The organism is Rhizorhabdus sp. GW822-FHT03C02, assembly GCF_058801765.1.
Window position 1 is genome coordinate 182,611 of sequence record NZ_JBXANN010000007.1, and the last position, 26,033, is coordinate 208,643.

Sequence of the window (26,033 nt, forward strand, 5' to 3'; positions counted from 1 at the left end):
AAGAAGTGAGATCCCGGATCAAGTCCGGGATGACGGATGAGGGGCGATCAGACCTTCGCCACCCCACCCCGCACCAGGCTGTGGCGCCGGCCATAAAGCAGATAGACCGCCAGCCCGATCGCGTTCCAGACGAGGAAGCGCAGGATCGTCGCGGTCGGCAGGCTCGACAGCAGATAGAGGCACCCCAGAATCGCCAGCGTCCCGACGACATAGGGCGCCGGGCAGCGGAACAGCCGCGGCATGTCCGGCGCATGGCGGCGCAGCACCATCAGGCACAGCCCGACCGCGATGAAGGCGAGCAGCGTCCCGGCATTGGCGAGTTCGGCGATCTCGTCGAGCCGGAACAGCCCGGCGACCAGCGCGATCGACAGGCCCGTGAGCAAAGTGATCAGCGTCGGCGCGCCGGTGCGCGGGGAAACCCGGGCGAGCCCGCGCGGCAGCAGCCCGTCGCGCGCCATCACGAAGAAGATCCGGCTCTGCCCGTACATCATCACCAGGATCACCGACGGCAAGGCGACCACCGCGGCGAGCGCGATCAGATGCGCCGCGACCGGGTGCGACAGCGATCGCAGCACCAGCGCGAGCGGCTCGGGCGAATGGCCGAGCGCGGTATAGGGCAGCGCGCCGATCGCGGCGATCGCCACCCCCATATAGATGGCGGTGCAGACCAGCATCGATCCGACGATGCCGATCGTCAGGTCGCGCCCCGGATTGCGCGCCTCCTCCGCCGAGGTCGCGACCGCATCGAAGCCGTAAAAGGCGAAGAACACGATCGCCGCCGCCGCCATCACCCCATGTTTCATGCCGCCGCTCTCGGTGCTGCCGAAGCCATAGGGCATGAACGGGTGGAGGTTGGCGGCGTCGAAGGCGGGCAGCGCGAAGGCGACGAACATCGCCAGCGCGACCAGCTTGATCACCACCAGGATGATGTTGAGGGTGGCGCTCTCGCGGGTGCCGGCGATCAGCATCCCCATCACCGCGAGCGCCACCAGCACCGCCGGCAGGTTGACGATGCCGCCGCCATGCGGCCCGCTGAGCAGCGCCGCGGGCAGATGGATGCCCGCCGAGGCGATCCAGCCGACCAGATAGCCCGACCAGCCCACCGCGACCGTCGAACAGGCGAGCGAATATTCGAGGACGAGGCTCCAGCCGACGATCCAGGCGACGGTCTCGCCGAGCGCGGCGTAGCTGAACGTATAGGCGCTCCCCGCCGCCGGGATCATCGTCGCCAGTTCGGCATAGGCCAGCGCCGCGCAGGCGCAGACCGCGCCGGCGATCGCGAACGCCAGGATCACCGCCGGCCCCGCCCGCTCGGCGCCGACCCCGGTCAGCGTGTAGATACCGGTGCCGACGATCGCCCCGACCCCGAGCGCGATCAGATGCGGCCAGGACAATGTCTTGGCGAGCCGGTGCGCGGCATCGTGGCGGACCAGATCATCGAGCGACTTGCGGGGACCGAACATCGATTCTCCTTGGATTGTTTGCCTTCGATCCTCCCTGAAGCGCAGCTTTGGGGAGGATCAAGGGAGCGGGGCGACGCCGCCAACCTCACACCGCCAACCGATACCCGGCCAGCCGTTCATAAAAAGGCTCCGCTTCCTCGGCGATCCGCCGCAACCCCTCGGGCAGATCGTCCAGCCCGACCGACCGCCCCGGCGCGGCGAACCCCGTCGAGCGCTCGACCGCATCATACCAGGCCGGCGCCCACACCCCGTCGCTCGCCCGCGATCCCGCCGGCCACGCCAGCATCGCCTCCGAAAAGGCGATGCCGATCGACGCGCACAGCGCCGCCAGCGTCGACCGCGGATCGGCGAGCACCTGATCGGTGTCGACGACGATCGGCGCCTCGCCGCTGCGCTGGGCGACATGGTCGAAGATCTCGCTCTGCCGCACCACACCGATATCGTCGAGGGTCACCTCGGCGCGCTTGACCGTATAAGAGGCGAGCACCCGCTCGGGCCGGCGGATCAGGAAGACATTGGCGCAGGCCTCGGTCCAGTCGAGCCCGACATCGGCCAGCATATGATGCGCCATATGCTTCTGGTACCAGAGCGGCGATCCGTCGGGTGCCTCGCCCGCCATCGCCGCGGCGACGTCGCGCCAGTCCTGCGGCTGCGAGGCCAGCACCGCGTCGCGCATCGGATGATCGAGCCCGGTCGCCGCGAGATAATGTGCATAGAAGGGCTCGTCGGAGACGGCGCAGTCGGCGCGGTTCTCGAACGATCGCATCATCGCGGTCGAGATGTTGCGTGGCCCCGACCACATCGCGATGCGCAAGGTCATGCCAGGGACCTCACAGCAGCGGATGCGCGGCGGCGTCCGCGTCCTTGAGCGCTTCATAGGCGGCGGCGAGCGCCGCGGTCACCGGCGCGCCGGCGCCGGGCAGCGTGCGCCCGTCGAGCTCGCGCACCGCGGTCACCCCACCCATCGTCCCGGTCACGAAGACCTCGTCGGCGTCGCGCAACGCCTCGATCGGGAAATCGCCCTGGTCGAGCGAGGCGACGCCCGATCGGCACAGGGCGATGATGTTGGCGCGGGTGATGCCGTTGAAGCAGTGGAGATCGCCCGAGGTGAAGACCCTGCCCGCCTTGACCCAGAACAGGTTGGTGGCGTTGCAGGTCGCAACATGGCCGTGCGGATCGAGCATCACCGCCTCGTCGGCGCCGCTGTCGATCACATCGAGCAGCGCGCGGATCAGGCTCACCCGGCTATGGGTGTTGAGCCGCATGTCGAACATCTCGGGCGCGGTGGTGCGGATCGCCGAGGTGCGCAGCACCAGCCCGCCGCCGGGGGGGACCATCGCGCGGGTCTTGAATTCCGCGGTGCAGACGATCGTCGCCTTGCCCAACGCGTTGCGCGGATCCTGATTGACGGTCGCCTTGCGCCCCCGGGTGACCATCAGCCGCAGATGCCCTCCATCGGCCATCGCATTGGCGCGCAGTAGCCGCACCAGTTCGGCGACGAGTTCGGCCCGGCTCAGCCCGATGTCGATCCGCAGTTCGGCGGCGGCCGCATAGAGCCGGTCGAGATGCGCCTCCAGGAACAACAGCGCCCCGCGATGGAGCCGCAGCCCTTCCCAAACCCCGTCGCCAAGCCCGAATCCGGCATCGAAGATCGACACCGTCGCCTCGCGCATCGGCACCAGCGCCCCGTCGACCAGCGCGAACACGTCGCGGTTGCGCGGGTCCTCGACGAAATCCTGACTACCCGCCACGCATTGCCTTTCGTCCCGATCGAACCATGGCCAAAGGTAGCATCGCCGATGCGGGAGTCGAGACACCGGCTCGCATCGCTGCCGCAGGCGACGATTCCTCCAAAATGGCGTGATCTCCCGGCGCGCCCGGCTTGGCAAGGCGGTCGGCGATGGTGCATGCGGCGATCCGACAACCGGGGGGTTCGACATGAAATTTTTGAAGGCTTCGGGCCTGGTGGCCGTCGGCATGTGCGTGGCGATGCCGGCCCACGCATCGGACAAGCAGGATTTCGAATCCTGTGACGGGCGGCTCCAGCCGGGCCGCCAGGACGACGGCATGCGCGGTGCGGCGAGCACCAGCTCCTATGCGATCATGCTCGGGCAGCGGCCCGATTCGGTGGCGGCGTGCGACCGTGCGCTGGCCAGCCCCCGGCTGCTGCCCACCCAGACGCTGCGCCGGGCGCATCTGCTGCGGGCCCGGGCCGCCGCCTATCTTCGCATCGGCGACACCGGCAAGGCGCTCGCCGATATCGACCTTGCCGAGGCCGCGACCGCCGATCGCGCCGCCGACCGCTTCCACCAGCGCAGCATGGCGGTTTCGCTCAAGCTGCTGCGCGCGATCGCGCTGGCGCGATCGGGCAACATCGCCGGCGCGGTCCCGCTCGCCCAGGCGGCGATGGCGGCACGGCCCTATTCGCTCCAGGTCCAGGAGGCCGGCGCGGTGATCCTGCAGGCCGCTCGCCCGGTCGGTACGCCGTCGCCATCGCCGTGGATCGGGGTGGCGGCGCTCGAACCCGATGCGGGCGCCAAGGCCGTGATCAGCGAAGCCGAAGTCGGCAATTTCGCCGGTGTGCTGACGCTGCGCCCGAACGTCGCGCTGGTCTGGCCGACCCAGCCGCTGGCGCCCTTCGCCCTGGTCTCGCGATCGCCCGACGTGTCGCGGATGCTGTCCGCCACGGTCATATCGCTGCACGGCGCCTATGCCCGCGCCGCCACCGGCGACCCGGCCGGTGCACGCCGCGAGATCGCCGAGATCCGTGCCCATATCGCGACCGCGCGACCGCTGACCGCCGAAGGGCCGGCCGGCGAGGCCGGAGCCTCGTCGATGAAGGCGATCGAGCGCTATGTCGACATACGTGCACACCAGACCGAGGCGCGGATCGCGGTCGCCGAGGGACGCGTCCCCGATGCGATCGCGGCGCTGATCGCGACCCCGATGCCGCGCGATGCCGCGACGATCGAGCTGCTGGCCGCGCTGAAGGCCAAGGCCGCGGCGAAGGATGCTCCGATGCTGCCCGACGCGACGCCGTTCGCCAAGGAGCTCGACGACAAGCGCCGCGAGGAGATTACATCGGCGGTCGACATCGCGCTGATCGAGCCCGAAACGCCGCGCGCGGTCGTCGACTATGAACGATCGCGCCCGAACATCCTCGGCGCGCTGGTCGGCGGCGCGCTCAGCATGGGGACGACCCTGCTCGGCGGGATCAACCGCACCGACGGCTTCCGCTCGACCCCGAATCCCGACGGCACCACCAAGGTCGAGTTCATCGGCAACACCCCGTCGGCGGCGCTCGTCCAGGAAATGACGCTGCTGCGCGCCGCCGAACTCACCCGCACCGCCGGCAAGACCGCCTTCGTCATCGTCGACCGCCACGATTATTCGCGGCGGCTGACCACGACCCAATATGGGCGGGAGGTCAGCAGCGTTCCGACCGGCTTCAAGACCGAACTCACCATCCGCCCGGTCGACGCGACCCCCGCGACCGAGCGCATGCTCGACGCGGTCAAGATCATCGATGCGCTGGGGCCGCTTTATTATGAGGACAAGCCGGCGGTGAAGAGCTGATCGGCGCCCAGTTGATCTATCCGCGAAGAACGGCTGCCCCAGGTTCGTGGCGAACCACAAATCGGTGACAGCGCACTTTTAGCGACCGGCTTCGGACTCGTCGTGCGGGCGAAGGCCCACGTCATCATGACTTCGATCCGAAACCCGCTTCCCACCATCCAAAGTTGCAAATGTTGCACTGCCGCAAAAAGAATCTTGCGGGAAAGCGCGATCCGTGACAGCTTCATGACGGTCGAGACGATGAAGTCCCGATTCCCATAGCCGGGCCGCTCCAACGACGGGGCGATCCGGGCCACGGCCCCCAAAGGCCACGGCACAGGCAATGACGCCGCCCGAACCGGTCCCGACGACCGCGCTTCGAGGCGGCTTTTTTCTTGTCCGCAGAAGATCGGGCTTTCCGGCCCGCACCCATGCGGACGACCTCGAACCAAGGATCGTTCATGCGGACCGGGCTGCTTATCGCGAAGGATGACGAAGGCGGGTGCGACACCCTGCCCCGCCGCCTGCGCGCGCCCGCCGCCACCATCTCGCCGCGCCTGCTCCCCCCTGCGCCCCGCGTAAGCAGCCGCTCTTCCGTCGCGCCTTCTCTTTGGAGATTTCGATGAACAAGGGTTTCTGGGCTGCCGGTCACCGGCCGACATTATTCGCCGCCTTTCTCTATTTCGACCTGGCCTTCATGGTCTGGGTGCTGCTCGGGCCGCTGGCGCCGGCGATCTCGGCCGATCTCGGCCTGTCGCCCGCGCAAAAGGGTTTCATGGTCGCGGTGCCGACCCTCGCCGGCGCGATATTGCGCCTCGTCAACGGGGTGCTGGTCGACCGGATCGGGCCAAAGCGGACCGGGGCGATCAGCCAGATCATCGTCATGGCCGGGCTGCTCACCGCCTGGCTCGCCGGGGTCCACAGCTTCGGCGGCACGATCGCGGTCGGAGTGATCCTGGGCTTCGCCGGCGCCAGCTTCGCGGTCGCGCTGCCGCTCGCCAGCCGCTGGTATCCGGCCGAGCATCAGGGCACCGCGCTCGGCATCGCCGGCATGGGTAACAGCGGCACGGTGTTCGCCGCCTTGTTCGCGCCGATCCTCGCCAAGCTGCTCGGCTGGAACGCGGTGTTCGGGCTTGCGGTGATCCCACTAGCGATCGTGTTCGTCGTCTATCTGGCGCTCGCCAAGGATGCCCCCAACCCGCCAGCGCCCAAGCCGGTCACCGCCTATCTGGCGGTGCTGCGCAAGGGCGACGCCTGGTGGTTCATGCTGTTCTACGGGGTCACCTTCGGCGGCTTCGTCGGCCTGTCCTCGTCGCTGTCGATCTACTTCACCGACCAGTTCGGGCTGACCCCGGTCACCGCCGGCTATTGCACCGCCGCCTGCGTGTTCGCCGGATCGCTGGTGCGACCGATGGGCGGGGCGCTCGCCGACCGAATCGGCGGCACCAAGGCGCTGACCATGGCCTATATCCTCGCGGCGCTGACGCTCAGCGCGATCAGCACCGGGCCGGCGACGGTCGTCCTCGCGCTGGGCCTGTTCGTGGTGGCGATGCTCGCACTCGGCGCCGGCAATGGCGCGGTGTTCCAGCTGGTGCCGCAGCGCTTCAAGGAGGAGATCGGGGTGATGACCGGGCTGGTCGGCTTTGCCGGCGGGGTCGGCGGCTTCTACCTCGCCTCGTCGCTCGGCCTCGCCAAGCAACTCACCGGCAGCCCGCAACTGGGCTTCCTGATCTTCGCCGGGCTCGCGCTGGTGGCGCTCGGCGGGCTGACCCTGGTCAAGGGCCGCTGGCGCGCGACCTGGGCGACCGCGCTGGCCGGTGCGCGGATCTGATGCGCGCCTTTCTTCCCATCGCCATCGTCGGGGGCGCCATCGCGTCCCCGGCGCTGGCCGCCCCTTTGACCCTCAAACCCATCGTCGAAGCGCGACTGCGCTATGAAGGCGTCGACCAGGACGGCATCGCCCGCAACGCCGACGCGCTGACCGCCCGGCTGCGCGGCGGGATCGAGGCCAGCAGCGGCCCCTTCTCGGCGCTGGTCGAGGCCGAGGGCACGCTGGCGATCGCCGAACGCTACAACAGCAGCACCAATGGCAAGACCCGCTTCCCGACCGTCGCCGACCCCGACAATATCGAGCTCAACCGCATCCAGCTCCAATATCGCGGCGCGCCGAAGACGGTGGTCACGCTCGGGCGGCAGCGGATCAACCTCGACGACCAGCGCTTCGTCGGATCGGTGGCGTGGCGCCAGAACGAGCAGACATTCGACGCGATCCGGGTCGAAAGCAGCGCGATCGGCCCGGTCGCGGTAGATATCACCTATAGCTGGTCGGACCGGACGATCTTCGGGATCGACAGCCCGATCCGGGCGATCCACGGCGACAATATCTTCGCGACCGCCGGCACGAAGATCGCAGGCGTGACGGTCAAGGGCTTCGCTTTTCTGATCGACCAGGACCAGGCGACCCGGCGGCAATATTCCAGCCAGACCTATGGCGCGCGCGCCGCGGGCAGCTGGCCGATCGGCAAGGCGGCGAAGCTGGCGCTGACCGCGAGTTTTGCCCGCCAGTCGGACTATGCCGGCAACCCCAACGACTATGCCGCCGATTACTGGCTCGGCGAGGCCGGGCTGACGGTCAGGGCGCTGACCCTGACGACCGGCTATGAGATACTCGGCGCGTCGAACGGCGCCGCCTTCACCAGCTTCCAGACCCCGCTCGCCACCCTCCACAAATTCCAGGGCTGGGCCGACAAATTCCTGACCACCCCAGCCAACGGCATCCGCGATGCCTATGCCAGCGCCGCCTATGGCGGGGTGAAGACCCCGGCCGGGCCGCTGTCGCTGCTGGTGGCCTATCACCGGTTCGAAAGCGACCGGCTGTCGCAGCACTATGGCAATGAATGGAATGCGCAGGTCGGGCTGAAGGCCGGCCGGCATGTCGCGCTGCTCGCCAAGTTCGCCGACTATCAGGCCGATCGCTTCGCGACCGATACCCGAAAATTCTGGCTCCAGCTCGATTATACGCTCTGAAGGAGATGGTGATGCTTGTCCCGAATGTCCCTCTCGACCATCTTGTGGTGATCGGCAACGGCATGGCCGGCTGTCGCGCGGTCGAGGAAATATTGGCGCGCGATCCCGGCAAATACCGGATCACCATCTTCGGTGCCGAACCGCATGTGAACTATAACCGGATCATGCTGTCGCCGGTGCTCGCGGGCGAGAAAAGCTTCGACGAGATCGTGATCAACCCGATCGACTGGTATGCCGACAACGGCATCGATCTGATCGTCTCCGATCCGGTGGTGGCGATCGATCGCGCCGCGAAGACCGTTACCGCGAAGAGCGGGCGCACCCTCGATTATGACCGGCTGCTGATCGCGACCGGGTCCGATCCGTTCATCATCCCGGTCCCCGGCAAGGACCTGCCCGGGGTGATCAGTTTCCGCGACATGCACGATGTCGACGCGATGCTCGCGGCGGCGGCGCTGGGGGGCGACGCCGTCGTGATCGGCGGTGGTCTTCTTGGCCTGGAGGCGGCCCATGGGCTGACCCTGCGGGGCATGAAGGTCACCGTCATCCATTTGATGGACACGCTGATGGAACGCCAGCTCGACGAGGCCGCCGGCTGGCTGCTCAAGACCGCGCTCGAGGGGCGCGGCCAGACGGTTCTGACCGGCGCCAATACCGAGGCGATCCTCGGCACCGACAGGGTCGAAGGCGTGCTGCTCAAGGACGGGCGGACGATCCCGGCGAGCCTGGTGGTGATGGCGGTCGGCATCCGCCCGAACGTCGCGCTCGCCCGCGACGCCGGGCTGGCGGTCGGCCGCGGCATCCAGGTCGACGACGCGATGGTGACCAGCGATCCGGCGATCCTCGCGGTCGGCGAATGCGTCGAGCATCGCGGCCTGGTCTATGGCCTGGTCGCGCCGATCTGGGAGATGTGCCGCGCGCTCGCCGACGGCGTCACCGCGAAACCCTCCGACGGCTATCAGGGATCGGTGCTGTCGACCAAGCTCAAGGTCGCCGGGCTCGACGTCTTCTCGGCGGGCGATTTCTCCGGCGACGACGGCGCCGAGGACATCGTCCTGCGCGACGCCGCCCGCGGGGTCTACAAAAGGGTTATCGTCAAGGATGACCGCGTCGTCGGCGCGGTGCTCTATGGCGATACCGGCGATGGCGGCTGGTATTTCGACCTGCTCAAGAAACAGCAATGCGTCGCCGACATTCGCGACGCGCTGATCTTCGGCCAGGCTTTCGCGTCCGGTGGAGGGGCGCTTGCGGACCCTAAGGCGGCCGTTGCGGCGCTCTCGGACGATGCCGAGATCTGCGGCTGCAACGGCGTGTCCAAGGCGAAGGTCGTCGGCTGCATCGAAGCCGGCGCCGCCACGCTCGACGCGGTGCGGGCGACCTGCAAGGCTTCGGCCTCGTGCGGGTCGTGCACCGGGCTGGTCGAGACCCTGCTCGCGCTGACGATCGGCGAGGATTATGCCGGCGAGCGCGCGACCAAGACGATGTGCAAATGCACCAGCTTCGGCCATGACGAGGTCCGCCGGCTGATCGTCGAAAAGGGCCTGAAGGCGATCCCGGCGGTGATGCAGGCGCTGCACTGGTCAACCCCCGACGGCTGCGCGAGCTGCCGCCCCGCGCTCAACTATTATCTGCTGTGCGCCTGGCCGGGCGACTATCGCGACGACCAGCAGAGCCGCTTCGTCAACGAGCGGATGCACGCCAATATCCAGAAGGACGGCACCTATTCGGTGGTGCCGCGAATGTGGGGCGGGATCACCAACCCCACCGAACTGCGCGCGATCGCCGACGTCGTCGAGAAATATGACGCGCCGATGGTCAAGGTCACCGGCGGCCAGCGGCTCGACATCTTCGGGATCAAGAAGGAGGATCTGCCCGCGGTGTGGGCCGATCTCAACGCCGCCGGCATGGTCTCGGGCCATGCCTATGGCAAGGCGCTGCGCACGGTGAAGACCTGCGTCGGGTCCGAATGGTGCCGCTTCGGGACCCAGGATTCGACCGGCCTCGGCGTCCAGCTCGAACGCAAATTCTGGGGTTCGTGGATGCCGCACAAGTTCAAGATGGCGGTGTCGGGCTGTCCCAGGAACTGCGCCGAGGCGACGATCAAGGATTTCGGGATCATCTGCGTGGACTCGGGCTATGAGCTCCATGTCGGCGGCAATGGCGGGATCAAGGTCCGCGCCACCGACCTGCTGTGCAAGGTCGCGACCGAGCGCGAGGCGATCGAGCATGCCGCCGCCTTCGTCCAGCTCTACCGCGAGGAGGCGCGCTATCTCGAGCGCACCGCGCCGTGGATCGAACGGATCGGCATGGATTATCTCAAGGCCCGGATCGTGCTCGATCCCGAAAACCGGGTGGTGCTCGCCCAGCGTTTCTGGCTGAGCCAGAGTTTCAGCCAGGACGATCCCTGGGCCGAACGGGTCGATGGCGCCGACCGCAATCTCCATCGGCCGCTCGGCGAGATCCGACCCCACCCCGCGCAGGAGCAGTTCGCATGAGCACCCCTTTCGCCGCCGACTGGATCGATGTCGGCGCGGTCGTCGACATCCCGCTGCGCGGCGCCCGCACCGTGCGGATGGCCGATGGCGAGGAGATCGCGATCTTCCGCACCGGCAGCTCGGCGGTCTATGCGCTGGTCAATGCCTGCCCGCACAAGCAGGGGCCGCTGTCGCAGGGCATCGTCCATGGCACCAGCGTCACCTGCCCGCTGCACAATTGGGTGATCAGCCTGGAAACCGGCGCGGCGCAGGGCGAGGACAAGGGCTGCACCCCGACGATCCCGCTCCGGGTCGACGCCGGCCGCATCCTGATCCGCCGCGCCGACGCGCTCGGCCGGGCCGCCGCCTGATGTCCGCCGGGCCGCCGGGCGCGATCCGCACCACCTGCGCCTATTGCGGGGTCGGCTGCGGCGTCGTCGCCTCGGTCGACGGCGCCACCGGCACGGTGCGGATCGCCGGCGACCCCGACCATCCCGCCAATGCCGGCCGGCTCTGTTCGAAGGGCACCCATCTCGGCGACACCGTCGGGCCAGAAGGCCGTCTGCTCCACCCCGAGATCGACGGGCGCCGCGCAAGCTGGGACAAGGCGATCGCGCTGGTCGCGAAGCGCTTCGCCGACACCATCGCCCGGCACGGCCCCGACAGCGTCGCCTTCTATGTCTCGGGCCAGCTGCTGACCGAGGACTATTATGTCGCCAACAAGCTGATGAAGGGCTTCATCGGTTCGGCGAATATCGACACCAATTCGCGGCTGTGCATGTCGAGCGCGGTCGCCGGGCATATGCGCGCGTTCGGCGAGGATATCGTGCCGGCGAGCTATGACGATCTCGACGCCGCCGACCTGATCATCCTGGTCGGATCGAACACCGCCTGGTGTCACCCGATCGTCTATCAACGGATCATGAAGGCGCGCGCCGAACGCGGCACCAGGCTGGTGGTGATCGACCCGCGCCGCACCGAGACCTGCGAGGAGGCCGATCTCCATCTGCCGCTGCGCCCCGGCAGCGACGTCGCGCTGATGAACGGGCTGCTCGCGCATTGCCGGCGCGAGGGACTGGTCGACGAGGATTATCTCGCCGAACATGTCAATGTTCCGAACGACTTCTGGGACGATCTTGCCGTCGATCACGATCTCTGGTCGGTGGCGAAGACCTGCGAGCTGGCACCCGCCGATCTCCAGCGCTTCTACGATCTGTTCGCCGCCAACCCGCGGACGGTGACGATGTTCAGCCAGGGGATCAACCAGTCGATCCGCGGCACCGATCAGGTCAACGCGATCGTCAATCTCCACCTCGCCACCGGCCGGATCGGCAAGCCCGGCGCCGCCCCCTTCTCGATCACCGGTCAGCCCAATGCGATGGGCGGGCGCGAGGTCGGCGGGCTCGCCTCGACGCTCGCCGCGCATCGCGACTTCGCCCCCGAGAACGTCGCCGAGGTCGGCCGCTTCTGGGCGGCGCCGGCGATGGCGACCCGGCCGGGGCTCAAGGCGGTCGACCTGTTCCGGTCGATCCGCGAGGGCCGGATCAAGGCGCTGTGGGTGATGGCCACCAACCCCGCGGTCAGCCTGCCCGACGCCAACATGGTCCGCGAGGCGCTCGCCGCCTGCCCGTTCGTCGTCGTCTCCGACTGCATCGCCGACACCGACACCGGCCGCACCGCCCATGTGAAGCTGCCCGCCGCCGGCTGGGGCGAAAAAGACGGCACCGTCACCAACAGCGATCGGACGATCAGCCGCCAGCGCGCCTTCCTGCCGCTCGCCGGCGAGGCGCGGCCCGACTGGTGGATCATCGCCAAGGTCGGCCAGGCGATGGGTTGGAAGAGCGCCTTCGCTTTTGACCGCCCCGCCGACATCTACCGCGAACATGCCCGGCTGTCGGCCTATCGCAACGGCGGCAAGCGGCTGTTCGACATCGGCCGCCACGGCGCGATCGCCAATCCCGATTATGATGCGATGACCCCGTGGCGCTGGGGCGACACCCCGTTCGCCGACGGCCGCTTCCCGACCGAGGACGGCCGCGCGCGCCTGGTCGCGGTCCGCCAGATGAAGCTCGCCGATCCGCTCGGCGACTGGCCGCTGACCCTCAACACCGGCCGCTATCGCGACCAGTGGCATACGATGACCCGCACCGGCCTGTCGGCACGGCTGTCGCAACATCGCCGCGAACCCCTGGTCGAGATCAACCCCGGCGACGCCGCCCGGCTCGGCCTCGCCGAGGGCGATCTGGCGAAGGTCGCGACCCCGCAGGGGGCGAGCCTGTTCCGGGTGAGCCTGAGCGAGGGCCAGCGGCGCGGCGACATCTTCGTGCCGATCCACTGGACCGACCGCCAGTCGACCGGTGGCCGTGCCGGGCTGCTGCCGCGCGACCTGGTCGATCCGCATTCGGGCCAGCCGGGGTTCAAGTCGACCCCGGCGCGGATCGAGAAGGCGGCGGTCGACTGGCGCGGCTTCCTCGTCACCCGCGATGCCGTCGCGATCGAGGCGCTCGATTATGCGACGAAGATCCGGGTGTCATCGGGCTGGCTGGTCGAATTCGCCGGCAGCGGCGATCCCGTTCGCGCCACCGCCGCGCTGCTGCCCAGGGGGCAGCGGATCGAGACCGCCGATGCCGCGCGCGGATCGCTGCGGGTCGCGGTGATCGAGGACGGCCGGGTCCAGGCCGCGCTCTACGTCACCCGCAGCGGCCGGCTGCCCGAACGCGACTGGCTGATCGCCCAGCTCGAGGCGATCGAGGAGCCCGGCGCGATCGAGCTGCTCGCCGGCCGCCCCGCCACCCCGCGCGCGGATCGCGGTGCCATCGTCTGCGTCTGCTTCGACGTCGGCACCAAAACGATCCTCGCAGCGATCCGCGACCAGCAGCTCGCCAGCGTCGAGGCGGTCGGTGCCGCACTCTCGGCCGGAACCAATTGCGGATCATGCCGCCCCGCCATACAGCGCCTGATCGGCCAGTCGAAGGAAGCCGTAAATGCATGATCATCGACAGGATCGCATCGCCACCGGCGAGGTCTGGCTGGTCGGCGCCGGCCCGGGCGATCCCGAGCTGCTGACGATCAAGGCGCTGCGGCTGATCGAGGCGGCGAGCGTGGTCTTCTACGACGCGCTGGTCGGCCCCGGCGTGCTCGACCTGATTCCGGCGCATGTCCGCCGGGTCCCGGTCGGCAAAAGATCGGGCCGCCATTCGAAGGATCAGCGCACGATCGACGCGCTGCTGGTCGAGGCCGCGCTCGACGGCGAACGGGTGGTGCGGCTGAAGGGCGGCGACCCGGCGATCTTCGCGCGCGCCGCCGAGGAGGTCGAGGCTTGCGCCGCGCACGGCATCACGGTGCGCATCTGCCCCGGCATCACCGCGGCGAGTGCGGCGGCGGCAAGCGCCTGCGTGTCGCTGTCGCTGCGCGGCCTCGCCCGCGAGCTGCGCTTCGTCACCGCGCATGCCAAGGGCGCCGAGCCGCTCGACCTCGACTGGGCGCGGCTGGCCGATCCGGCGGCGACCACCGCTTTCTATATGGGCCGCGCCGCAGCACCCGAGATCAGCAAGCGGCTGATCCGCCACGGCCTGCCCGCCGAAACCCCGGTGCTGATCGCCTGCGACGTCAGCCTGCCGAGCGAGCGGCTGCTTCACACGACGCTGGGGCTGCTCCCGCTCGCCGCCGATGCGCTGGCGGCGGGGAGCCCGGCGCTGATCGTCATCGGCGAGGCGACCCGGCCGAACATCGCCCGGGCGGTGCGGCAGCCGGCTTGCGCTTCGGTCGGCGGTGCGCAAGGTTCGACGCGAACCCGATAAGGCACGCGATCACGCGGCCACGGACGAGGAGAGCGATGTGGCCAACGAGATGCCGAACCCCGACGATTATACCGGCCTGTCGCGGGCGGTCCTGCAATATAGCGCGGGGTTCAAGCAGATCGCCGACAAGGCGCATGCAGGACCGCTCGTCGATGCCGACTGGGACGTGCTCGAACGGCTGGTCGATGTCGATGCGTTCGAACGGCTCGGCGTCTTCCTGGGGGCCAAGGCCGAACGCTTCGGCTGGGACATCTATAAAAGCTATATCTCGCAATATGCCGGCTTCACCACCTGGGAAGGGACGGTGCGGCACATCACCGAGAATCCGGGCCGGGTGATCCTCGAACTCGAGGAGCGCAACACCCGCGACGGGGTGACCGACGTGTCGAACACGGTGACGATCTACGAATTCACCGATGCGGGCAAGTTGCGCCATCTCGACGTCTATGTGATGCCCCTGCCCTGAGTATCGGCCGCGATCGGGCGGCCGGCAGGAGATATTGATGGCCCGTATCGATCGCGCGCGGCTCGACGCCGCGACCTTCCCCGTGACCATGGCGGTGCCGACCCGCTATGCCGACATCGACATCCAGGGGCATGTCAACAATGTCGCCGCGGCGGTGATCCTTCAGGAGGCGCGGGTCCAGTTCAACACCACCGCCGGGCTGAAGATGGAGCTTGGCGGCCTGCGGGTGATGGTCGCGGCGATCGCCATCGAATATGCCGGCGAGATGCACCATCCCGATTCGGTCGAGGTCGGCACCGCCATCGTCGCGATGGGCCGCACCTCGCTGACGATCGCCCAGGTCGCCCGCCAGAACGGCCGCACCGCGCTCTACGCCGAGACCGTGCTGGTCCTCGCCGACGCCGACGGCCCGGCTCCGATCCCGGCGGGACTGCGCGAGGCCTATGGGCGGCTGATGCTGGGATAGAGGTCTATTGAGCCCCTCCCTTTCAAGGGAGGGGCTCATTTCAGATCACGCCGGAAACGCCGCGACGAACGCCACGAAATCGTCGAACGCGTCGGGATCGAACTCGAGCCCGGTCGGGGTGCGGATCAGCCGGATCCGCGCCGCCGCCTCGCGCACCGCCGCGGCATGGTTGGCGTCCTCGGGCGGGTGCGCGAGGTTCCACGCCTGCAGCGCGGCGATCCGCGCCTGGAGCGCGAGCGCGGCGGCGGGTTCGGGGCGCAGGCTGCGATCCTGGGCGAAGGCCTCGAGGATCAGCGTCTGCGCCGAGGGATCATGCTTGCGGCCGACCGGCAGCAGCGCGAGGCTGCGCAGCGCCGCATCGAGAACATCGCCGCTGAGCTTCACGGCATTGAGCGCATCGAGCGCGTGGGACATGGGACGGCACTCCGATCGAGGGAAGGTCGGCGCGCCGAAGCGCAGCCACTTGAACCCGATATGGGAGCCGAGGCCGAAGCTTCAAGCCGGCCGGTCAGCGCCCGTCGGCGCGCAACGTCAGTATCTCGACCCCGTCGGCGGTGACCGCGACGGTGTGCTCGAACTGGGCGGACAATTTGCGATCCTTGGTCACCACCGTCCAGCCGTCGTCCTCGGTCTCGACCATGCGGGTGCCCTGGTTCACCATCGGCTCGATCGTGAACACCATCCCCTCGCGCAGCTTGAGCCCGGTGCCCGGCCGGCCGAAATTGAGGACCTCGGGCTTCTCGTGCATCTCGCGGCCGATCCCGTGTCCGCAATAGTCGTGCACCACCGAATAGCCGTTGGTCTTGGCGTGGCGCTCGATCGCGAAGCCGATGTCGCCGAGATGCGCGCCGGGGCGTACCGCGCGGATCCCCTTCCACATCGCCTCCTGCGCGACCCGCACCAGCCGGCGCGCCGCCGGCGGCGCATCGCCGACCAGATAGGTCTTGCTCGAATCCGCGATGAAGCCGTTCTTCTCGAGGGTGATGTCGAGGTTGATGATGTCGCCGTCGCGGATGATCTCCTCCGCGTCGGGCACGCCATGGCACACGACATGGTTGATCGAGCAGTTCAGCACATATTTGAAGCCATATTGGCCCTTGCTCGCCGGCCGCGCGCCGAGATCGTCGGTGATGAAGCGCTCGACAAGGTCGTTGACCGCCATCGTCGACAGGCCGGCGAGTTGCTGCCCGTCGAGCATCTCGAACACCGAGGCGAGCAGCTTGCCCGAAATGCGCATCAGCGCCAGTTCGTCGGGAGTCTTGACCATGTCAGGCCGCCACCGTCCCCGTCATCCGCACCTGCGCGCCTGCAAGCTGCATCCGGACGATCTCGTTGAACGACAGGGTCGGGTTGGCCTCGGCGAGCATGCCGATCTTCATCCAATATTCGGCCTGGGCGTTGATCGACCGGCACATCACCGTACTCGCCCGCCGTGCCTCGGCGTGGAGATCGTCGTCGATTTTCACAATGCCCATCGAATCCTCATAGGCTGATCGATATACGAAACGTATATGATTCATATATCAGCTCTGCAAGAACCAAGGCTATGCCGGCGTAGAGATCACTCGTCGAAACCCGCCGCCCCATCGACGCGAAGCGTCCGTCAGATCGTTGCCCGCACCTGTTGCGGGGCGACGGCTATCGCCGAAACTCGACGCGGCAGCCCGCCCTGCTCCGATATGGTCTGGAAGAAGCCGGCGCATCCCGGCTCTATTGCTAGAGCGTTCAGGTCAGGTGGAATCATCTGACGGTTCGAAATGCGGAAAACAAAGGCTATTAGAGTGTGTTCCGATTCAATCCGATCGGGACACACTCTAGGGTCTAAACCCATAAATTGCGAGGTCGTGATGGTATCAAAGCGGGAGGAGTTGCGAGGAAAGCGGATGAAAGCATGGCAGCTTTATGGTGAAGCCGCTTGACGATGCAGATCACCCGCTTTGACACCACCCGCAGGGCAAGGGGTAATTTCGCCCGCGGCTGCGTTGCTCGCTTGCCGGATAGCGCCGCTATCCGTCTGCGCTCCCGCCTTGCCACGAACAAAATTACCCCTTGTCACGGCCTCGCAATTTATGGGTTTAGACCCTAGATCGCCGCCCGCCTCATGGCCGATCAGCTGACCTCATAAACGACCGGGCAATGGTCGAACTGCGCGATGATGTCGGTCCAGGTCGACGCCCTTTTGCAGCATCGCTTCGCCTTCACGGTTCGGGCACTGCCGTACATGATATAATCGAGCACGCGACCGGTGTTGATATTCTGATATAGCGGCCTTGACAGACCAAGGGTCTGCGGGTCGGGATATTGGTATCCATTACGATTCCACTGTGTGAAATCCAGATCCACCTTGTCCCACCGTTTCGACCTTCTTCTGCCCCATTCAAAACCGTCATCGACATCTTCGAACGCATAGTTGAAGTCGCCGCCAACCACCGCATTAGGTTCCAATTTCAGATAATCGATGACCTTTGCGACGGCGTTTCCACCACCTTTCTTGGAAGCATTGGCGTGAATCACCCAAAGCGTCAGCGGCGGGTTGATGCCGTTGCACACGACCTTCAGCAATCTTCGACGTTGCGTCAGCCGGGGAAGCCGTAACCCCGTCCCGGTGAAATTGAGGTTCGACCCCGCTTTCCTCAATGCGACGAGGTCTTTCGTGCTGGGATCGAAATTGAGGTCGAGCGGGGACATGCGGTGAATTTCGACCATCTGCGTCGCATCTTCGAGCGCCTGACGATCCAGTGTGTGACCGACTTCTTCGAGCAGCAACAGATCGGGGGCGATTTCGCCGCACCATGTGCTGAACGTGGCCTTGCGATGGCCAAATGACGTCTCGCCCATATTGACGTTCCAGAACGCAATTCTCATCGCCAGCCGTCTCCCGAAATCCGGATCGACGATAGCGAAATGCAGAGATCCCCGATTGGTCTGGCTGACGAAATATCCCGCCTAAACGCGCAAATGGCGACGAACCACGGGATTGGACGCGATATCCACGCCGCGTCGAACGCGCGAGGGCGTCAGGACGGGGCGCATCCACCCACTCAGGCTGCCGCCCTCTGCCCTTCGCCCGTCGCCGGCACCCGCAGATGGACCGGCGGCAGGCCGGCCGCGTGGCGCTCATGGGCGAGCTCATATCCACGCTCGAGATGGCGGGCATAAGATATACCGTCGAACAGGGGCGTCGTCTTGCGGTTCGCGGCGAGCGTCGCCTTGACCGCAGCGAGCCGCCCGGGATCGGTCGCGAGCGCGAGCGCGAGTTCGGCATAGGCCTGCGGCGTCTCGGTTACCAGTTCGGGCAGGCCGATCGCGTGGAGCAGGCTCGCGGCGACCCGCGCCGGGAAGCTCGCGCCCAATTTGGTGACCAGCGGCACCCCGGCCCATAGCGCGTCGCTGGCGGTGGTGTGGGCGTTGCAGTGGAAGCTGTCGAGGAACAGGTCGGCGCAGCGCTGGCGCGCGAGATGGTCGGGCAGCGCCATCCTGTCGGCGAACACCAGCCGCTCGGGATCGATGCCCCGCGCCGCGGCCTCGCATTTCAGATTGGCCTCGGCCCAGACATTGTCGCGCAGCAGCCACAGCACGCTGCCGTCGACCTTCGCGAGCAGGTCCATCCAGATCGCGAATTCGGCCGGGCGGATCTTCCACGATCCGTTGAAGCTGCAGAAGACGATACCCTGCGCGGGCAGGCCGAGTTCGGCGCGGGTGAACAGCCGGTCGGACATGACCCGGTCGTCGTTCGCCTGATAGCTGTGCGGCAGGCTGATGACCTTCTCGCTATAATGGATACGGCCAGCCTCGGGGATGACGATGTCGTCGGCAACGATATAGTCGATGAAGTCGGCGCCGACCGACCCCGGATAGCCGAGATAGGCGATCTGCACCGGCGCCGGGCGATGCGCGAAGATGCCGATCCGCATGTCCTGGCTATGGCCCTTGAGGTCGACCGCGATGTCGATCGCGTGGCTGCGGGCGAGATCGGCGATCGCGCGGTCGCTGAGCGCGCTCACCTCGTGGAAATGATCGACCGCCGCGACGGCGCGCGCGCGCATCGCGTCCTTATGGTCGACGCCATAGGAAAAGGCGTGAATTTCAAACCGGTTGCGGTCATGTGTTTCGAGCAATTTTGCGATCAGGTGCATCGTCGCATGGTTGTGGAAATCGGCCGAGAAATAGCCGATCCGGATTCGCGAACCGGTGCGCACCCGCGCCGGGCCGGCGACCAGCGGGGTCGTGACATGGTCGGCGATCCACTTGCGCGCACGGGCGAGCTGGCGGTCGGGGCGGTCCTCGACGCCGATGAAGGTGAAGGGGGTGATCGCCGCCGTCGACAGGCCCAGCCGGGCGAGATCGGGCCGCGGCAGATCGGGTGCGCGGTCGGCATCGCTCCACATGCACATCCGCGCCTGCTGGTGGATCAGCTGGCCGCTCGCCCCGGCATGATCGGGCTGGAGCGCGATCGCGGTGCGATAGGCGGCGACCGCCTCGTCGATCCGGCCCTGCTCCTGCAGGACATTGGCGCGGTTATAATGGCCGGCGGCATCGTCGGGCCGCAGCCGGATCGCCTGGTCGTAGCTGGCCAGCGCCGCGTCGAGCCGCCGCTGCCCGTGGAGCACGGTGCCGCGATTGGCGTGTGCGTCGGCATGGTCGGGGTCGATCGCGACCGCGGCGTCGTAGCACGCGACCGCATCGTCGGACCGCTTGAGCTCCTGGAGGATGACCCCGCAATTATACTGGACCTGCGCCGAGCCGGGCTGGAGCCGCACCGCTGCCTCGCAGGCGGCCAGCGCCTCCTCGAAGCGGCTCAGCCCCTGGAGCACCCCGCCGCGATTGCTGTGCGCCTCGGCGAAGGCCGGCGCGAGGGCGATCGCCGCGTCATAGGCCTTGAGCGCGTCATAGGGCTGGCCGAGCGCCTTATAGGCATTGCCGCGGTTGCTGTGCGCGGCGGCATGGTCGGGGCGCAGCCGGATCGCCTCGTCATAGGCGGCGACCGCCTCGAGCGAACGGCCGAGATCGAGCAGGACATTGCCACGATTATAATGGGCGTCGGCCGATCCGGGCTGGAAGCGGACCGCGGCGTCATAGCTGACAAGCGCCTCGTCGGACCGGCCGAGCTGGCGCAGCACCAGCCCGCGATTGCTGTGCGCGCCCGCCGCCTGCGGCTGGAGCGCGATCGCGCGATCGCAGCTCGCCAGCGCCTCGTCGAACCGCTGCAGCCGCAGCAAGGCGACCGCGCGATTGCCATGGACGTCGCCATGGTCGGGGCGCAGCGCGACCGCGCGGTCGTAGCTGGCGAGCGCCTCGACCCAACGGCCGGTCCCCGCCGCGGCGGCGCCGGCGACATTGTGGAGATCGGCTTCGTTCGGCCAGGACTGGGTGAGCAGCACGGCATGATCATAGGCCTCGCCGAGCCGCCCCTGGTCGTAGAGCGCGAGCACCGCCTGCATGCCGCGGTCATAGGCGCCGCCTGGCTTGGGTGCGGCGAGATCGCGCAGGCCGTCGAGCGCACGCTTGTTGCTCGGGAAGACCGCCAATATCTCACGATAGAGCCGCTCGGCCTCGGCCGCCTCGCCCTTGCGTGCCGCGGACTGCGCCTTGCGCAGCGACTGGTCGACATTGATCTTCATGGCATGGTCTCACCGATATCGCCGTGCGCGCACGACAGGGCATCACCGCACATATCCGGGGATTGGCTTAAAAAGCGTTAACCATGATCCCGCGGCCGGCGGCATCGGAACCTGTTGCTTGCCAATGGGTTGCGACGATCGGTTCGATCGCGACATCAGCGATCGGCGATGGGGAGGGACGATATCGATGCGCCATCATTGGCCAGTCATCCTGGCAGCGATCACGACGCCGGCGACCGCGACACCCTGGTGGTATGCCGGGCGCGCGGCCGACCGGGTGGTGTTCGTCGATGCCGGATCGATCGAACGGACCAGGGATATCGTCCGCTACTCGGCCAAGACGGTCATCCGCGACCGTGCCGATCCGGTCGCGATGACGCTCGCCTTCATGCAGGCCGACTGCGGCAAACGGCGGATCGGCTGGGCCGGCATCCAGCGCTACGGCTATGACGAGCGCGTCATCGACACCTCGACCCGGCGCAAGGCCGAGATGGCGGACGTCCCCGCCACCTCGCTCGCCGATGCCGAGCTCGGCTTCGTCTGTTCGGACGCGCAGGCGCGCGAGGCCGCGGGGCTGTTCGCGCTCACAGTCGACGACGCCGCCTTCACCGAGGCGCTGCTCGCCGCGCAGGATATGGCACCGCGCGCGCTACACGACCGGATGTCGGCCGATCGCACGGTGCCGGTGATCCGATCGACCGCGCCCGATCCCGCCAGCTTCGGCACCACCCGGACGGTGAAGACCGGCGAGCCGATGGTGCCGCCGCGCGACTATGCGAAGGGCGCGCAGCTGCCGAACCCCGCCGACTATGACCCGATCGAGGCCGGGCGGATCTACGACATCGCCTATCAGGGGGTGAAGGACGGCGAGTTGCAGTTCGAGATACGCGGCTATGCGATCGACGATCTCGTCCACCCCGCCTCGGGCCAGACCGAGACCGTGCGCGTCGGCGCGAAATCGATCGCCATTCGCGACCTGGCGATCACGATCGAGAGCGCCCAGCCCGACCGCATCCGCTACCGGGTCGCGATCGAAAAGCGCGCGGCCGTCGTCCCCGACTGTCCGCCGGGCGGCTGCACCGAAGAACCGGTCGCGGTCGAGGCGTCGCCGCAACCGTGAGGTGCGTCACAGCGCCGTCCTTCAGGCGGTCTATGGCCCGGCCGATGATAAATGATATTCTCCTGCGGATCGTGGAATATAGCCGCAGGCCAGGGAGACGCGCGCGATGAACATGGTGCCATGGCTACCGGTCGCCGTCGTGGCGGTGCTGCTGATCGGCATCGTCCTCATCTACAACCGGCTGGTGCGGGCCCGCGCGCAGGTGCGCGAAGGATGGAGCGGGATCGCCGTCCAGTTGCGCCGCCGCGCCGACCTCGTCCCCAACCTCGTGTCGACGGTCGCCGCTTATGCCGATCATGAGCGCAGCCTGCTCGAAGAGCTCACCGCCCGCCGCAGCGACGCGGCCGGCGCCGCGAATGCCGGCGATGCCGCGCGCGCCGACAGCGCGCTCGGCGGCGTGCTCGGCCGGCTGATGCTGGTCGCCGAGGCCTATCCCGAACTCAAGGCCGATGCCAATTTCCGCAGCCTGCAGGACGAGCTGGCGGCGATCGAGACCGAGTTGCAGGGCGCGCGCCGCTATTACAACGCCACCGTGCGCGACCTCAACAGCCGGATCGCCTCCTTCCCCGATCTGCTGATCGCCCGCCCGCTCGGTTTCCATGAGGAAGCCTATTATGAGGACGACGATCCGGCGATCGCGACGGCGCCGTCGATCGATTTCAAGACCAGGCGCTGACGCCGTGCGGGGGCTGGCAAAGGTCGTCGCCGCGCTGGCGCTGCTCGCCGCCGCGCCCGGTTTCGCCGCGGAGCGCATCACCAGCTTCGTCAGCGATGTCCGGGTCGAGGCGAATGGCACGCTCGACGTCGTCGAGACGATCGACCTCGTCTCCGAAGGCACCGAGATCAAGCGCGGCATCCAGCGCGATTTTCCCACCCGCTACAGGAGCGGCATCGGCCGCCAGGTCGTCGTCGGCTTCACCGTGGTCGACGTCGCGCGCGACGGCCATCCCGAGCCCTATAGCCTGATCGGGATGAGCAATGGCGAGCGGGTGCGGATCGGCCGTGCCGACACGCTGCTCGCCCCCGGTCCGCATGTCTTCCGCATCCATTACCGCACCACCCGCCAGATCGGATTCTACCGCGACTTCGACGAGCTCTACTGGAACGCCACCGGCACCGGCTGGACCTTCCCGATCGAGCGGGCCGAGGCGCGGATCACCCTGCCGCGCGCGGTGCCGTTCGGCCGGCGCGCGGTCTATACCGGCTATCAGGGCGCGCAGGACCATGACGCCATCGTCGCCGCCGAGGCGCCCGGCCGGATCGTCTTTCGCACCACCGGGCGGCTCGAGGCGTCGCAGGGGCTGACCGTCGCCGCATCCTGGGCCAAGGGCGTCGTCGCCGAACCCGGCGCCGCGACCCGGTTCGGCTGGGCGGTGCGCGAACAGGGGCCGCTCCTGCTGGCGATCGCCGGGCTGCTCGCGCTGTTCGCTTACCTCGCCGCGACTTTATGGCGGGTGAAGCGCAACCCCGATCGCCGGCCGATGGTGCCGCTGTTCGCGCCGCCCGACGATCTGTCGGCGGCGGCGCTGCGGCTGATCTGGCGGATGGGGTTCGATGGCCGCGCCTTTTCGGCGGCGATCGTCGACAGCGCGGTGCGCGGCGGCCTGCGGATCGTCGAGGCGCCCGGCGGCGGGCGCAAGCCGGCGCGAACGCTGGAGAAGGGCGAGGCCGACGCGGCGCTGCCGCCCGCCGAGGCGAAGATGCTCGCCCGCCTGTTCCGCGGCAAGGCGTCGGTGGCGCTCACGCTCGACAATTATGAGCGGCTCACCGATGCCCGCGAGATATTGCGGGACGAACTCGAGCGCGCGCATGGCGACGGCCGCAGCTTTTCGGACGCCGCCAGACAGGCCTTTGCCGGCTGGCGGCTCTTCGCCGGACTGTTGCTGCTCGTCGCCTTCGCGCTGGCGCTGGCGGGCGGATCAACGCCCTGGCCGACGACGCTCGGGATCGCCGCCGCCGCGATCGCGATCTGGTTCGCACTGCGGCTGCTCGCGCGCGGGCGCAAGACGATGCGGTCCGGCCGCAAGATCCTATCGTGGATCGGATCGGCGCTGCTGTGGATGGCGCTGATCGGACCGTACGGAATGCTGCTCGCGCTCGGCCTCACCAGCGGCAATATCCTGCCGCTGGTGATCCCGCTGATCGCGATCCCGTTCATCGCGATCACCGGGTCGCAACTGCGGGCACCGACCGCCGAAGGCTGGGCGATGCGGGCGCGGATCCTGGGGTTCCGCCATTATCTGTCGGTGGCCGAGGAGGACCGGCTCGAGAAGCTCCACCCACCCGAGCGGACGGTCGCGCTGTTCGAGCGCTATCTGCCTTATGCGATCGCGCTGGGCGTGGAAAATCGCTGGGCGATGCGCTTCACCGCGATGCTCGCCGCAGCGGCGGCAGGCGATGCCGCGCAGGATCAGCCATTGGGCTGGTATAGCGGGCGCAGCGATCGCTGGCAGGACCCCGGCAGCTTCGCGACGGCGATCGGCGCGTCGCTCTCCGCGTCGATCGCCTCGGCGACGACCCTGCCCTCCTCGTCGAGCGACAGTTCGAGCAGCAGTTCGTCGAGCGGATCGTCGGGCGGCGGTTCGTCGGGCGGTGGTGGCGGCGGCGGCGGCGGATCGGGCTGGTGATCGGTCAGCGCGGGGCCAGCGCGGTCAGCGCCCGCTGCGCGCCTGCCGTCTCGGGATCGATCGCGAGTGCACGCCGGTAGAGCGCCGCGGCGCGATCGAGGTCGCGCGTCACCCCCGAACCCGCCTGATAGACGCGGCCGAGGTTGAGACAGGCCTCGGCATTGTCGAGATCGCATCCCTTGTCGAACTGCGCCGCCGCCTTCTCGGCATCCCTGGCGACGCCGATCCCGCTCTGCGTCAGCAGCCCGAGATTGCCGCAGGCCAGCCCCTCGTCGCGGTCGCACGCCCCGTCGTAGAGCGAGGCCGCCCGCGCCGGATCCTTCCTCACCCCCAGCCCCTGATCGTAGATCACGCCGAGATTATAGCAGGCATGGGCATCCTCGTCGTCGCAGGCCCGGGTGAACAGCTTCAGCGCCCGCCGCGCGTCGGGCCTGACCCCGACCCCGAGCGAATAAGCGGTGCCGAGGCTCGAGCAGCTCGCGACATTGCCTGCGTCGCACGCTTCGGCGAAATAGCCCGCCGCGCGCCTGGGATCCTTGTCGACGCCGTCGCCGAGCGCATAAGCGAGCCCGATATTGCCGCATCGCGCCGCCCCGCCCTTTTCGCAGGCCAGCGCGAAGAAGGCGGCGGCATAGCGGGCATTCTGCGCAACCCCGACCCCCTTGCGATAGGCGATGCCGAGCAGGGTGCAGCTATCGGCATCGCCGCCGCGGCACGCGCGGTCGAGCGATCCGATATCGGAGCCGGATGCCGATGCGGCGGTCGCGGTCGAAGCCGTGGCGGTCACCGCTTCGACCGCGTCGCTCTCCTCCGGTTCGGGCACCGGAACGACCGGCACGACGACGGGCACCTTCGCGCCGATCATCGCGTCGTGCAGCGCACGGGCATCGCCGGGCTCGTTGCCGCGGGCGATCAGGGCCTCGGCGAAGGCAACCTCGTCGACCGCGAGCGCGAACAGATCGTTGGCCACCCGATGCCCCTCGTCGCCACAGGCGAAGCGCAGTTCGGCATCGCCCAGCGTGTCGGGGGCGACATCCTGCATCGGACCCGGCCGCATCCCCGGCGGCCCGATCGGCCGGCCCTTGTCGTCATAACGGAGGATGCCGAGCAGCCCGAGCCGGTGCCGGCCGCAATCGGCGCGCATATGCGATTTGGTCATCGCCTCGGGATCGGCGGGGCGGATCACGACCATCGACCAATAGGTGACGATATCCTTGCGACGCTCGATCGATCGGGCATCGACGAAGACGACGCGTCCGGGCCCGCTGTTGACATACCACCATTCCGACGCGCCCGCGGAAACCGGCGCCATTATCGCCAGCAATGTCCCGAAGCCTGCAAATGCTCGACGCGACATTCACTCTCCCGGCATCGTTCGCACGGCCAACGCCCGCCGGCTCACGCATGTTCCTGG

At 68.1% G+C, this 26,033-nt stretch carries 22 protein-coding genes; 12 read left to right on the forward strand and 10 right to left on the reverse strand.

Features of this window, described 5'->3' with window-relative positions:
• Nucleotides 1-47: 47 nt before the first annotated feature.
• From AC1RM6_RS18545 to AC1RM6_RS18555, 3 genes are all read right to left on the reverse strand, one after another.
• Complete coding sequence (locus AC1RM6_RS18545; protein WP_493103877.1) at nucleotides 48-1,463, reverse strand: amino acid permease; 1,416 nt, start codon at nucleotides 1,461-1,463, stop codon at nucleotides 48-50.
• Between the two features lie 85 nt (nucleotides 1,464-1,548).
• Nucleotides 1,549-2,283: a sulfotransferase-like domain-containing protein gene (locus tag AC1RM6_RS18550; protein ID WP_493103880.1), complete on the reverse strand. Its 735-nt coding sequence runs from the start codon at nucleotides 2,281-2,283 to the stop codon at nucleotides 1,549-1,551.
• Nucleotides 2,284-2,293: 10 nt separating this feature from the next.
• Nucleotides 2,294-3,214, reverse strand: a complete 921-nt coding sequence (locus AC1RM6_RS18555) for an aminotransferase class IV (RefSeq protein WP_493103883.1) — start codon at nucleotides 3,212-3,214, stop codon at nucleotides 2,294-2,296.
• Nucleotides 3,215-3,401: 187 nt separating this feature from the next.
• Here AC1RM6_RS18555 and AC1RM6_RS18560 point away from each other — a divergent pair, with 187 nt between their 5' ends.
• Nucleotides 3,402-5,039: a hypothetical protein gene (locus AC1RM6_RS18560; protein ID WP_493103885.1), complete on the forward strand. Its 1,638-nt coding sequence runs from the start codon at nucleotides 3,402-3,404 to the stop codon at nucleotides 5,037-5,039.
• Here AC1RM6_RS18560 and AC1RM6_RS18565 read toward each other — a convergent pair.
• Complete coding sequence (locus AC1RM6_RS18565; RefSeq protein ID WP_493103886.1) at nucleotides 5,009-5,335, reverse strand: hypothetical protein; 327 nt, start codon at nucleotides 5,333-5,335, stop codon at nucleotides 5,009-5,011. The genes AC1RM6_RS18560 and AC1RM6_RS18565 overlap by 31 nt on opposite strands.
• A gap of 305 nt (nucleotides 5,336-5,640) precedes the next feature.
• Here AC1RM6_RS18565 and AC1RM6_RS18570 point away from each other — a divergent pair, with 305 nt between their 5' ends.
• From AC1RM6_RS18570 to AC1RM6_RS18605, 8 genes are read left to right on the forward strand one after another with little or no spacing between them, the layout of a single operon-like run.
• Nucleotides 5,641-6,849, forward strand: a complete 1,209-nt coding sequence (locus AC1RM6_RS18570) for a nitrate/nitrite transporter (protein ID WP_493103888.1) — start codon at nucleotides 5,641-5,643, stop codon at nucleotides 6,847-6,849.
• On the forward strand, nucleotides 6,849-8,045 hold the full coding sequence (locus AC1RM6_RS18575; RefSeq protein ID WP_493103889.1) for an alginate export family protein: 1,197 nt from the start codon (nucleotides 6,849-6,851) through the stop codon (nucleotides 8,043-8,045). Before AC1RM6_RS18570 ends, AC1RM6_RS18575 begins: the two co-directional genes overlap by 1 nt.
• An 11-nt stretch (nucleotides 8,046-8,056) precedes the next feature.
• Nucleotides 8,057-10,540 carry a nitrite reductase large subunit NirB gene (gene nirB, locus AC1RM6_RS18580; RefSeq protein ID WP_493103890.1) on the forward strand — a complete coding sequence of 828 codons (2,484 nt, stop codon included), beginning with the start codon at nucleotides 8,057-8,059 and terminating at the stop codon, nucleotides 10,538-10,540.
• Nucleotides 10,537-10,890 (forward strand): nitrite reductase small subunit NirD, encoded by a 354-nt coding sequence (gene nirD / locus AC1RM6_RS18585; protein ID WP_493103892.1) that lies wholly within the window; start codon nucleotides 10,537-10,539, stop codon nucleotides 10,888-10,890. The genes nirB and nirD overlap by 4 nt, the downstream gene beginning before the upstream one ends.
• Nucleotides 10,890-13,511: a molybdopterin-dependent oxidoreductase gene (locus AC1RM6_RS18590; protein WP_493103893.1), complete on the forward strand. Its 2,622-nt coding sequence runs from the start codon at nucleotides 10,890-10,892 to the stop codon at nucleotides 13,509-13,511. Before nirD ends, AC1RM6_RS18590 begins: the two co-directional genes overlap by 1 nt.
• A complete protein-coding gene (cobA, locus tag AC1RM6_RS18595; protein WP_493103894.1) occupies nucleotides 13,504-14,319 on the forward strand; it encodes a uroporphyrinogen-III C-methyltransferase in 816 nt (271 codons plus the stop codon). The genes AC1RM6_RS18590 and cobA overlap by 8 nt, the downstream gene beginning before the upstream one ends.
• Nucleotides 14,320-14,356: 37 nt before the next feature.
• Nucleotides 14,357-14,785, forward strand: coding sequence for a hypothetical protein (locus AC1RM6_RS18600; RefSeq protein WP_493103895.1), 429 nt, complete (start codon nucleotides 14,357-14,359; stop codon nucleotides 14,783-14,785).
• Nucleotides 14,786-14,822: 37 nt separating this feature from the next.
• Nucleotides 14,823-15,251 carry an acyl-CoA thioesterase gene (locus tag AC1RM6_RS18605; RefSeq protein ID WP_493103896.1) on the forward strand — a complete coding sequence of 143 codons (429 nt, stop codon included), beginning with the start codon at nucleotides 14,823-14,825 and terminating at the stop codon, nucleotides 15,249-15,251.
• A 45-nt stretch (nucleotides 15,252-15,296) separates the two neighbouring features.
• Here the strand turns inward: AC1RM6_RS18605 and AC1RM6_RS18610 are convergent, their stop codons facing one another.
• The 5 genes from AC1RM6_RS18610 to AC1RM6_RS18630 form a co-directional block, all read right to left on the reverse strand.
• On the reverse strand, nucleotides 15,297-15,665 hold the full coding sequence (locus tag AC1RM6_RS18610; protein WP_493103898.1) for a hypothetical protein: 369 nt from the start codon (nucleotides 15,663-15,665) through the stop codon (nucleotides 15,297-15,299).
• Nucleotides 15,666-15,759: 94 nt separating this feature from the next.
• Nucleotides 15,760-16,518 (reverse strand): type I methionyl aminopeptidase, encoded by a 759-nt coding sequence (map, locus tag AC1RM6_RS18615; RefSeq protein WP_493103899.1) that lies wholly within the window; start codon nucleotides 16,516-16,518, stop codon nucleotides 15,760-15,762.
• A 1-nt stretch (nucleotide 16,519) separates the two neighbouring features.
• Nucleotides 16,520-16,726, reverse strand: coding sequence for a ParD-like family protein (locus AC1RM6_RS18620; protein ID WP_493103900.1), 207 nt, complete (start codon nucleotides 16,724-16,726; stop codon nucleotides 16,520-16,522).
• Nucleotides 16,727-17,360: 634 nt separating this feature from the next.
• Nucleotides 17,361-18,116 carry an endonuclease/exonuclease/phosphatase family protein gene (locus tag AC1RM6_RS18625; protein WP_493103902.1) on the reverse strand — a complete coding sequence of 252 codons (756 nt, stop codon included), beginning with the start codon at nucleotides 18,114-18,116 and terminating at the stop codon, nucleotides 17,361-17,363.
• A 176-nt stretch (nucleotides 18,117-18,292) separates the two neighbouring features.
• A complete protein-coding gene (locus AC1RM6_RS18630) occupies nucleotides 18,293-20,872 on the reverse strand; it encodes a tetratricopeptide repeat protein (RefSeq protein ID WP_493103904.1) in 2,580 nt (859 codons plus the stop codon).
• Nucleotides 20,873-21,059: 187 nt separating this feature from the next.
• Here AC1RM6_RS18630 and AC1RM6_RS18635 point away from each other — a divergent pair, with 187 nt between their 5' ends.
• The 3 genes from AC1RM6_RS18635 (at nucleotide 21,060) to AC1RM6_RS18645 (ending at nucleotide 24,619) form a co-directional block, all read left to right on the forward strand.
• Nucleotides 21,060-21,992: a hypothetical protein gene (locus AC1RM6_RS18635; RefSeq protein WP_493103906.1), complete on the forward strand. Its 933-nt coding sequence runs from the start codon at nucleotides 21,060-21,062 to the stop codon at nucleotides 21,990-21,992.
• A 106-nt stretch (nucleotides 21,993-22,098) separates the two neighbouring features.
• Nucleotides 22,099-22,668, forward strand: coding sequence for a LemA family protein (locus AC1RM6_RS18640; RefSeq protein ID WP_493103908.1), 570 nt, complete (start codon nucleotides 22,099-22,101; stop codon nucleotides 22,666-22,668).
• 4 nt (nucleotides 22,669-22,672) lie between these two features.
• The gene (locus tag AC1RM6_RS18645; protein WP_493103910.1) at nucleotides 22,673-24,619 is read left to right on the forward strand and encodes a DUF2207 domain-containing protein; all 1,947 of its coding nucleotides are present in this window, start codon (nucleotides 22,673-22,675) and stop codon (nucleotides 24,617-24,619) included.
• Nucleotides 24,620-24,623: 4 nt separating this feature from the next.
• Here AC1RM6_RS18645 and AC1RM6_RS18650 read toward each other — a convergent pair whose 3' ends face one another.
• Nucleotides 24,624-25,976 carry a tetratricopeptide repeat protein gene (locus tag AC1RM6_RS18650; protein WP_493103912.1) on the reverse strand — a complete coding sequence of 451 codons (1,353 nt, stop codon included), beginning with the start codon at nucleotides 25,974-25,976 and terminating at the stop codon, nucleotides 24,624-24,626.
• Nucleotides 25,977-26,033 lie beyond the last annotated feature (57 nt).

Excerpts from the sequence above, each read along its gene's own strand:
- AC1RM6_RS18545 (WP_493103877.1), bottom strand. The coding sequence starts at position 1,463 with ATGTTCGGTCCCCGCAAGTCGCTCGATGATCTGGTCCGCCACGATGCC.
- AC1RM6_RS18550 (WP_493103880.1), bottom strand. The coding sequence starts at position 2,283 with ATGACCTTGCGCATCGCGATGTGGTCGGGGCCACGCAACATCTCGACC.
- AC1RM6_RS18560 (WP_493103885.1), top strand. The coding sequence starts at position 3,402 with ATGAAATTTTTGAAGGCTTCGGGCCTGGTGGCCGTCGGCATGTGCGTG.
- AC1RM6_RS18570 (WP_493103888.1), top strand. The coding sequence starts at position 5,641 with ATGAACAAGGGTTTCTGGGCTGCCGGTCACCGGCCGACATTATTCGCC.
- AC1RM6_RS18575 (WP_493103889.1), top strand. The coding sequence starts at position 6,849 with ATGCGCGCCTTTCTTCCCATCGCCATCGTCGGGGGCGCCATCGCGTCC.
- nirB (WP_493103890.1), top strand. The coding sequence starts at position 8,057 with ATGCTTGTCCCGAATGTCCCTCTCGACCATCTTGTGGTGATCGGCAAC.
- nirD (WP_493103892.1), top strand. The coding sequence starts at position 10,537 with ATGAGCACCCCTTTCGCCGCCGACTGGATCGATGTCGGCGCGGTCGTC.
- AC1RM6_RS18590 (WP_493103893.1), top strand. The coding sequence starts at position 10,890 with ATGTCCGCCGGGCCGCCGGGCGCGATCCGCACCACCTGCGCCTATTGC.
- cobA (WP_493103894.1), top strand. The coding sequence starts at position 13,504 with ATGCATGATCATCGACAGGATCGCATCGCCACCGGCGAGGTCTGGCTG.
- AC1RM6_RS18605 (WP_493103896.1), top strand. The coding sequence starts at position 14,823 with ATGGCCCGTATCGATCGCGCGCGGCTCGACGCCGCGACCTTCCCCGTG.
- AC1RM6_RS18610 (WP_493103898.1), bottom strand. The coding sequence starts at position 15,665 with ATGTCCCACGCGCTCGATGCGCTCAATGCCGTGAAGCTCAGCGGCGAT.
- map (WP_493103899.1), bottom strand. The coding sequence starts at position 16,518 with ATGGTCAAGACTCCCGACGAACTGGCGCTGATGCGCATTTCGGGCAAG.
- AC1RM6_RS18620 (WP_493103900.1), bottom strand. The coding sequence starts at position 16,726 with ATGGGCATTGTGAAAATCGACGACGATCTCCACGCCGAGGCACGGCGG.
- AC1RM6_RS18625 (WP_493103902.1), bottom strand. The coding sequence starts at position 18,116 with ATGAGAATTGCGTTCTGGAACGTCAATATGGGCGAGACGTCATTTGGC.
- AC1RM6_RS18630 (WP_493103904.1), bottom strand. The coding sequence starts at position 20,872 with ATGAAGATCAATGTCGACCAGTCGCTGCGCAAGGCGCAGTCCGCGGCA.
- AC1RM6_RS18635 (WP_493103906.1), top strand. The coding sequence starts at position 21,060 with ATGCGCCATCATTGGCCAGTCATCCTGGCAGCGATCACGACGCCGGCG.
- AC1RM6_RS18640 (WP_493103908.1), top strand. The coding sequence starts at position 22,099 with ATGAACATGGTGCCATGGCTACCGGTCGCCGTCGTGGCGGTGCTGCTG.
- AC1RM6_RS18650 (WP_493103912.1), bottom strand. The coding sequence starts at position 25,976 with ATGTCGCGTCGAGCATTTGCAGGCTTCGGGACATTGCTGGCGATAATG.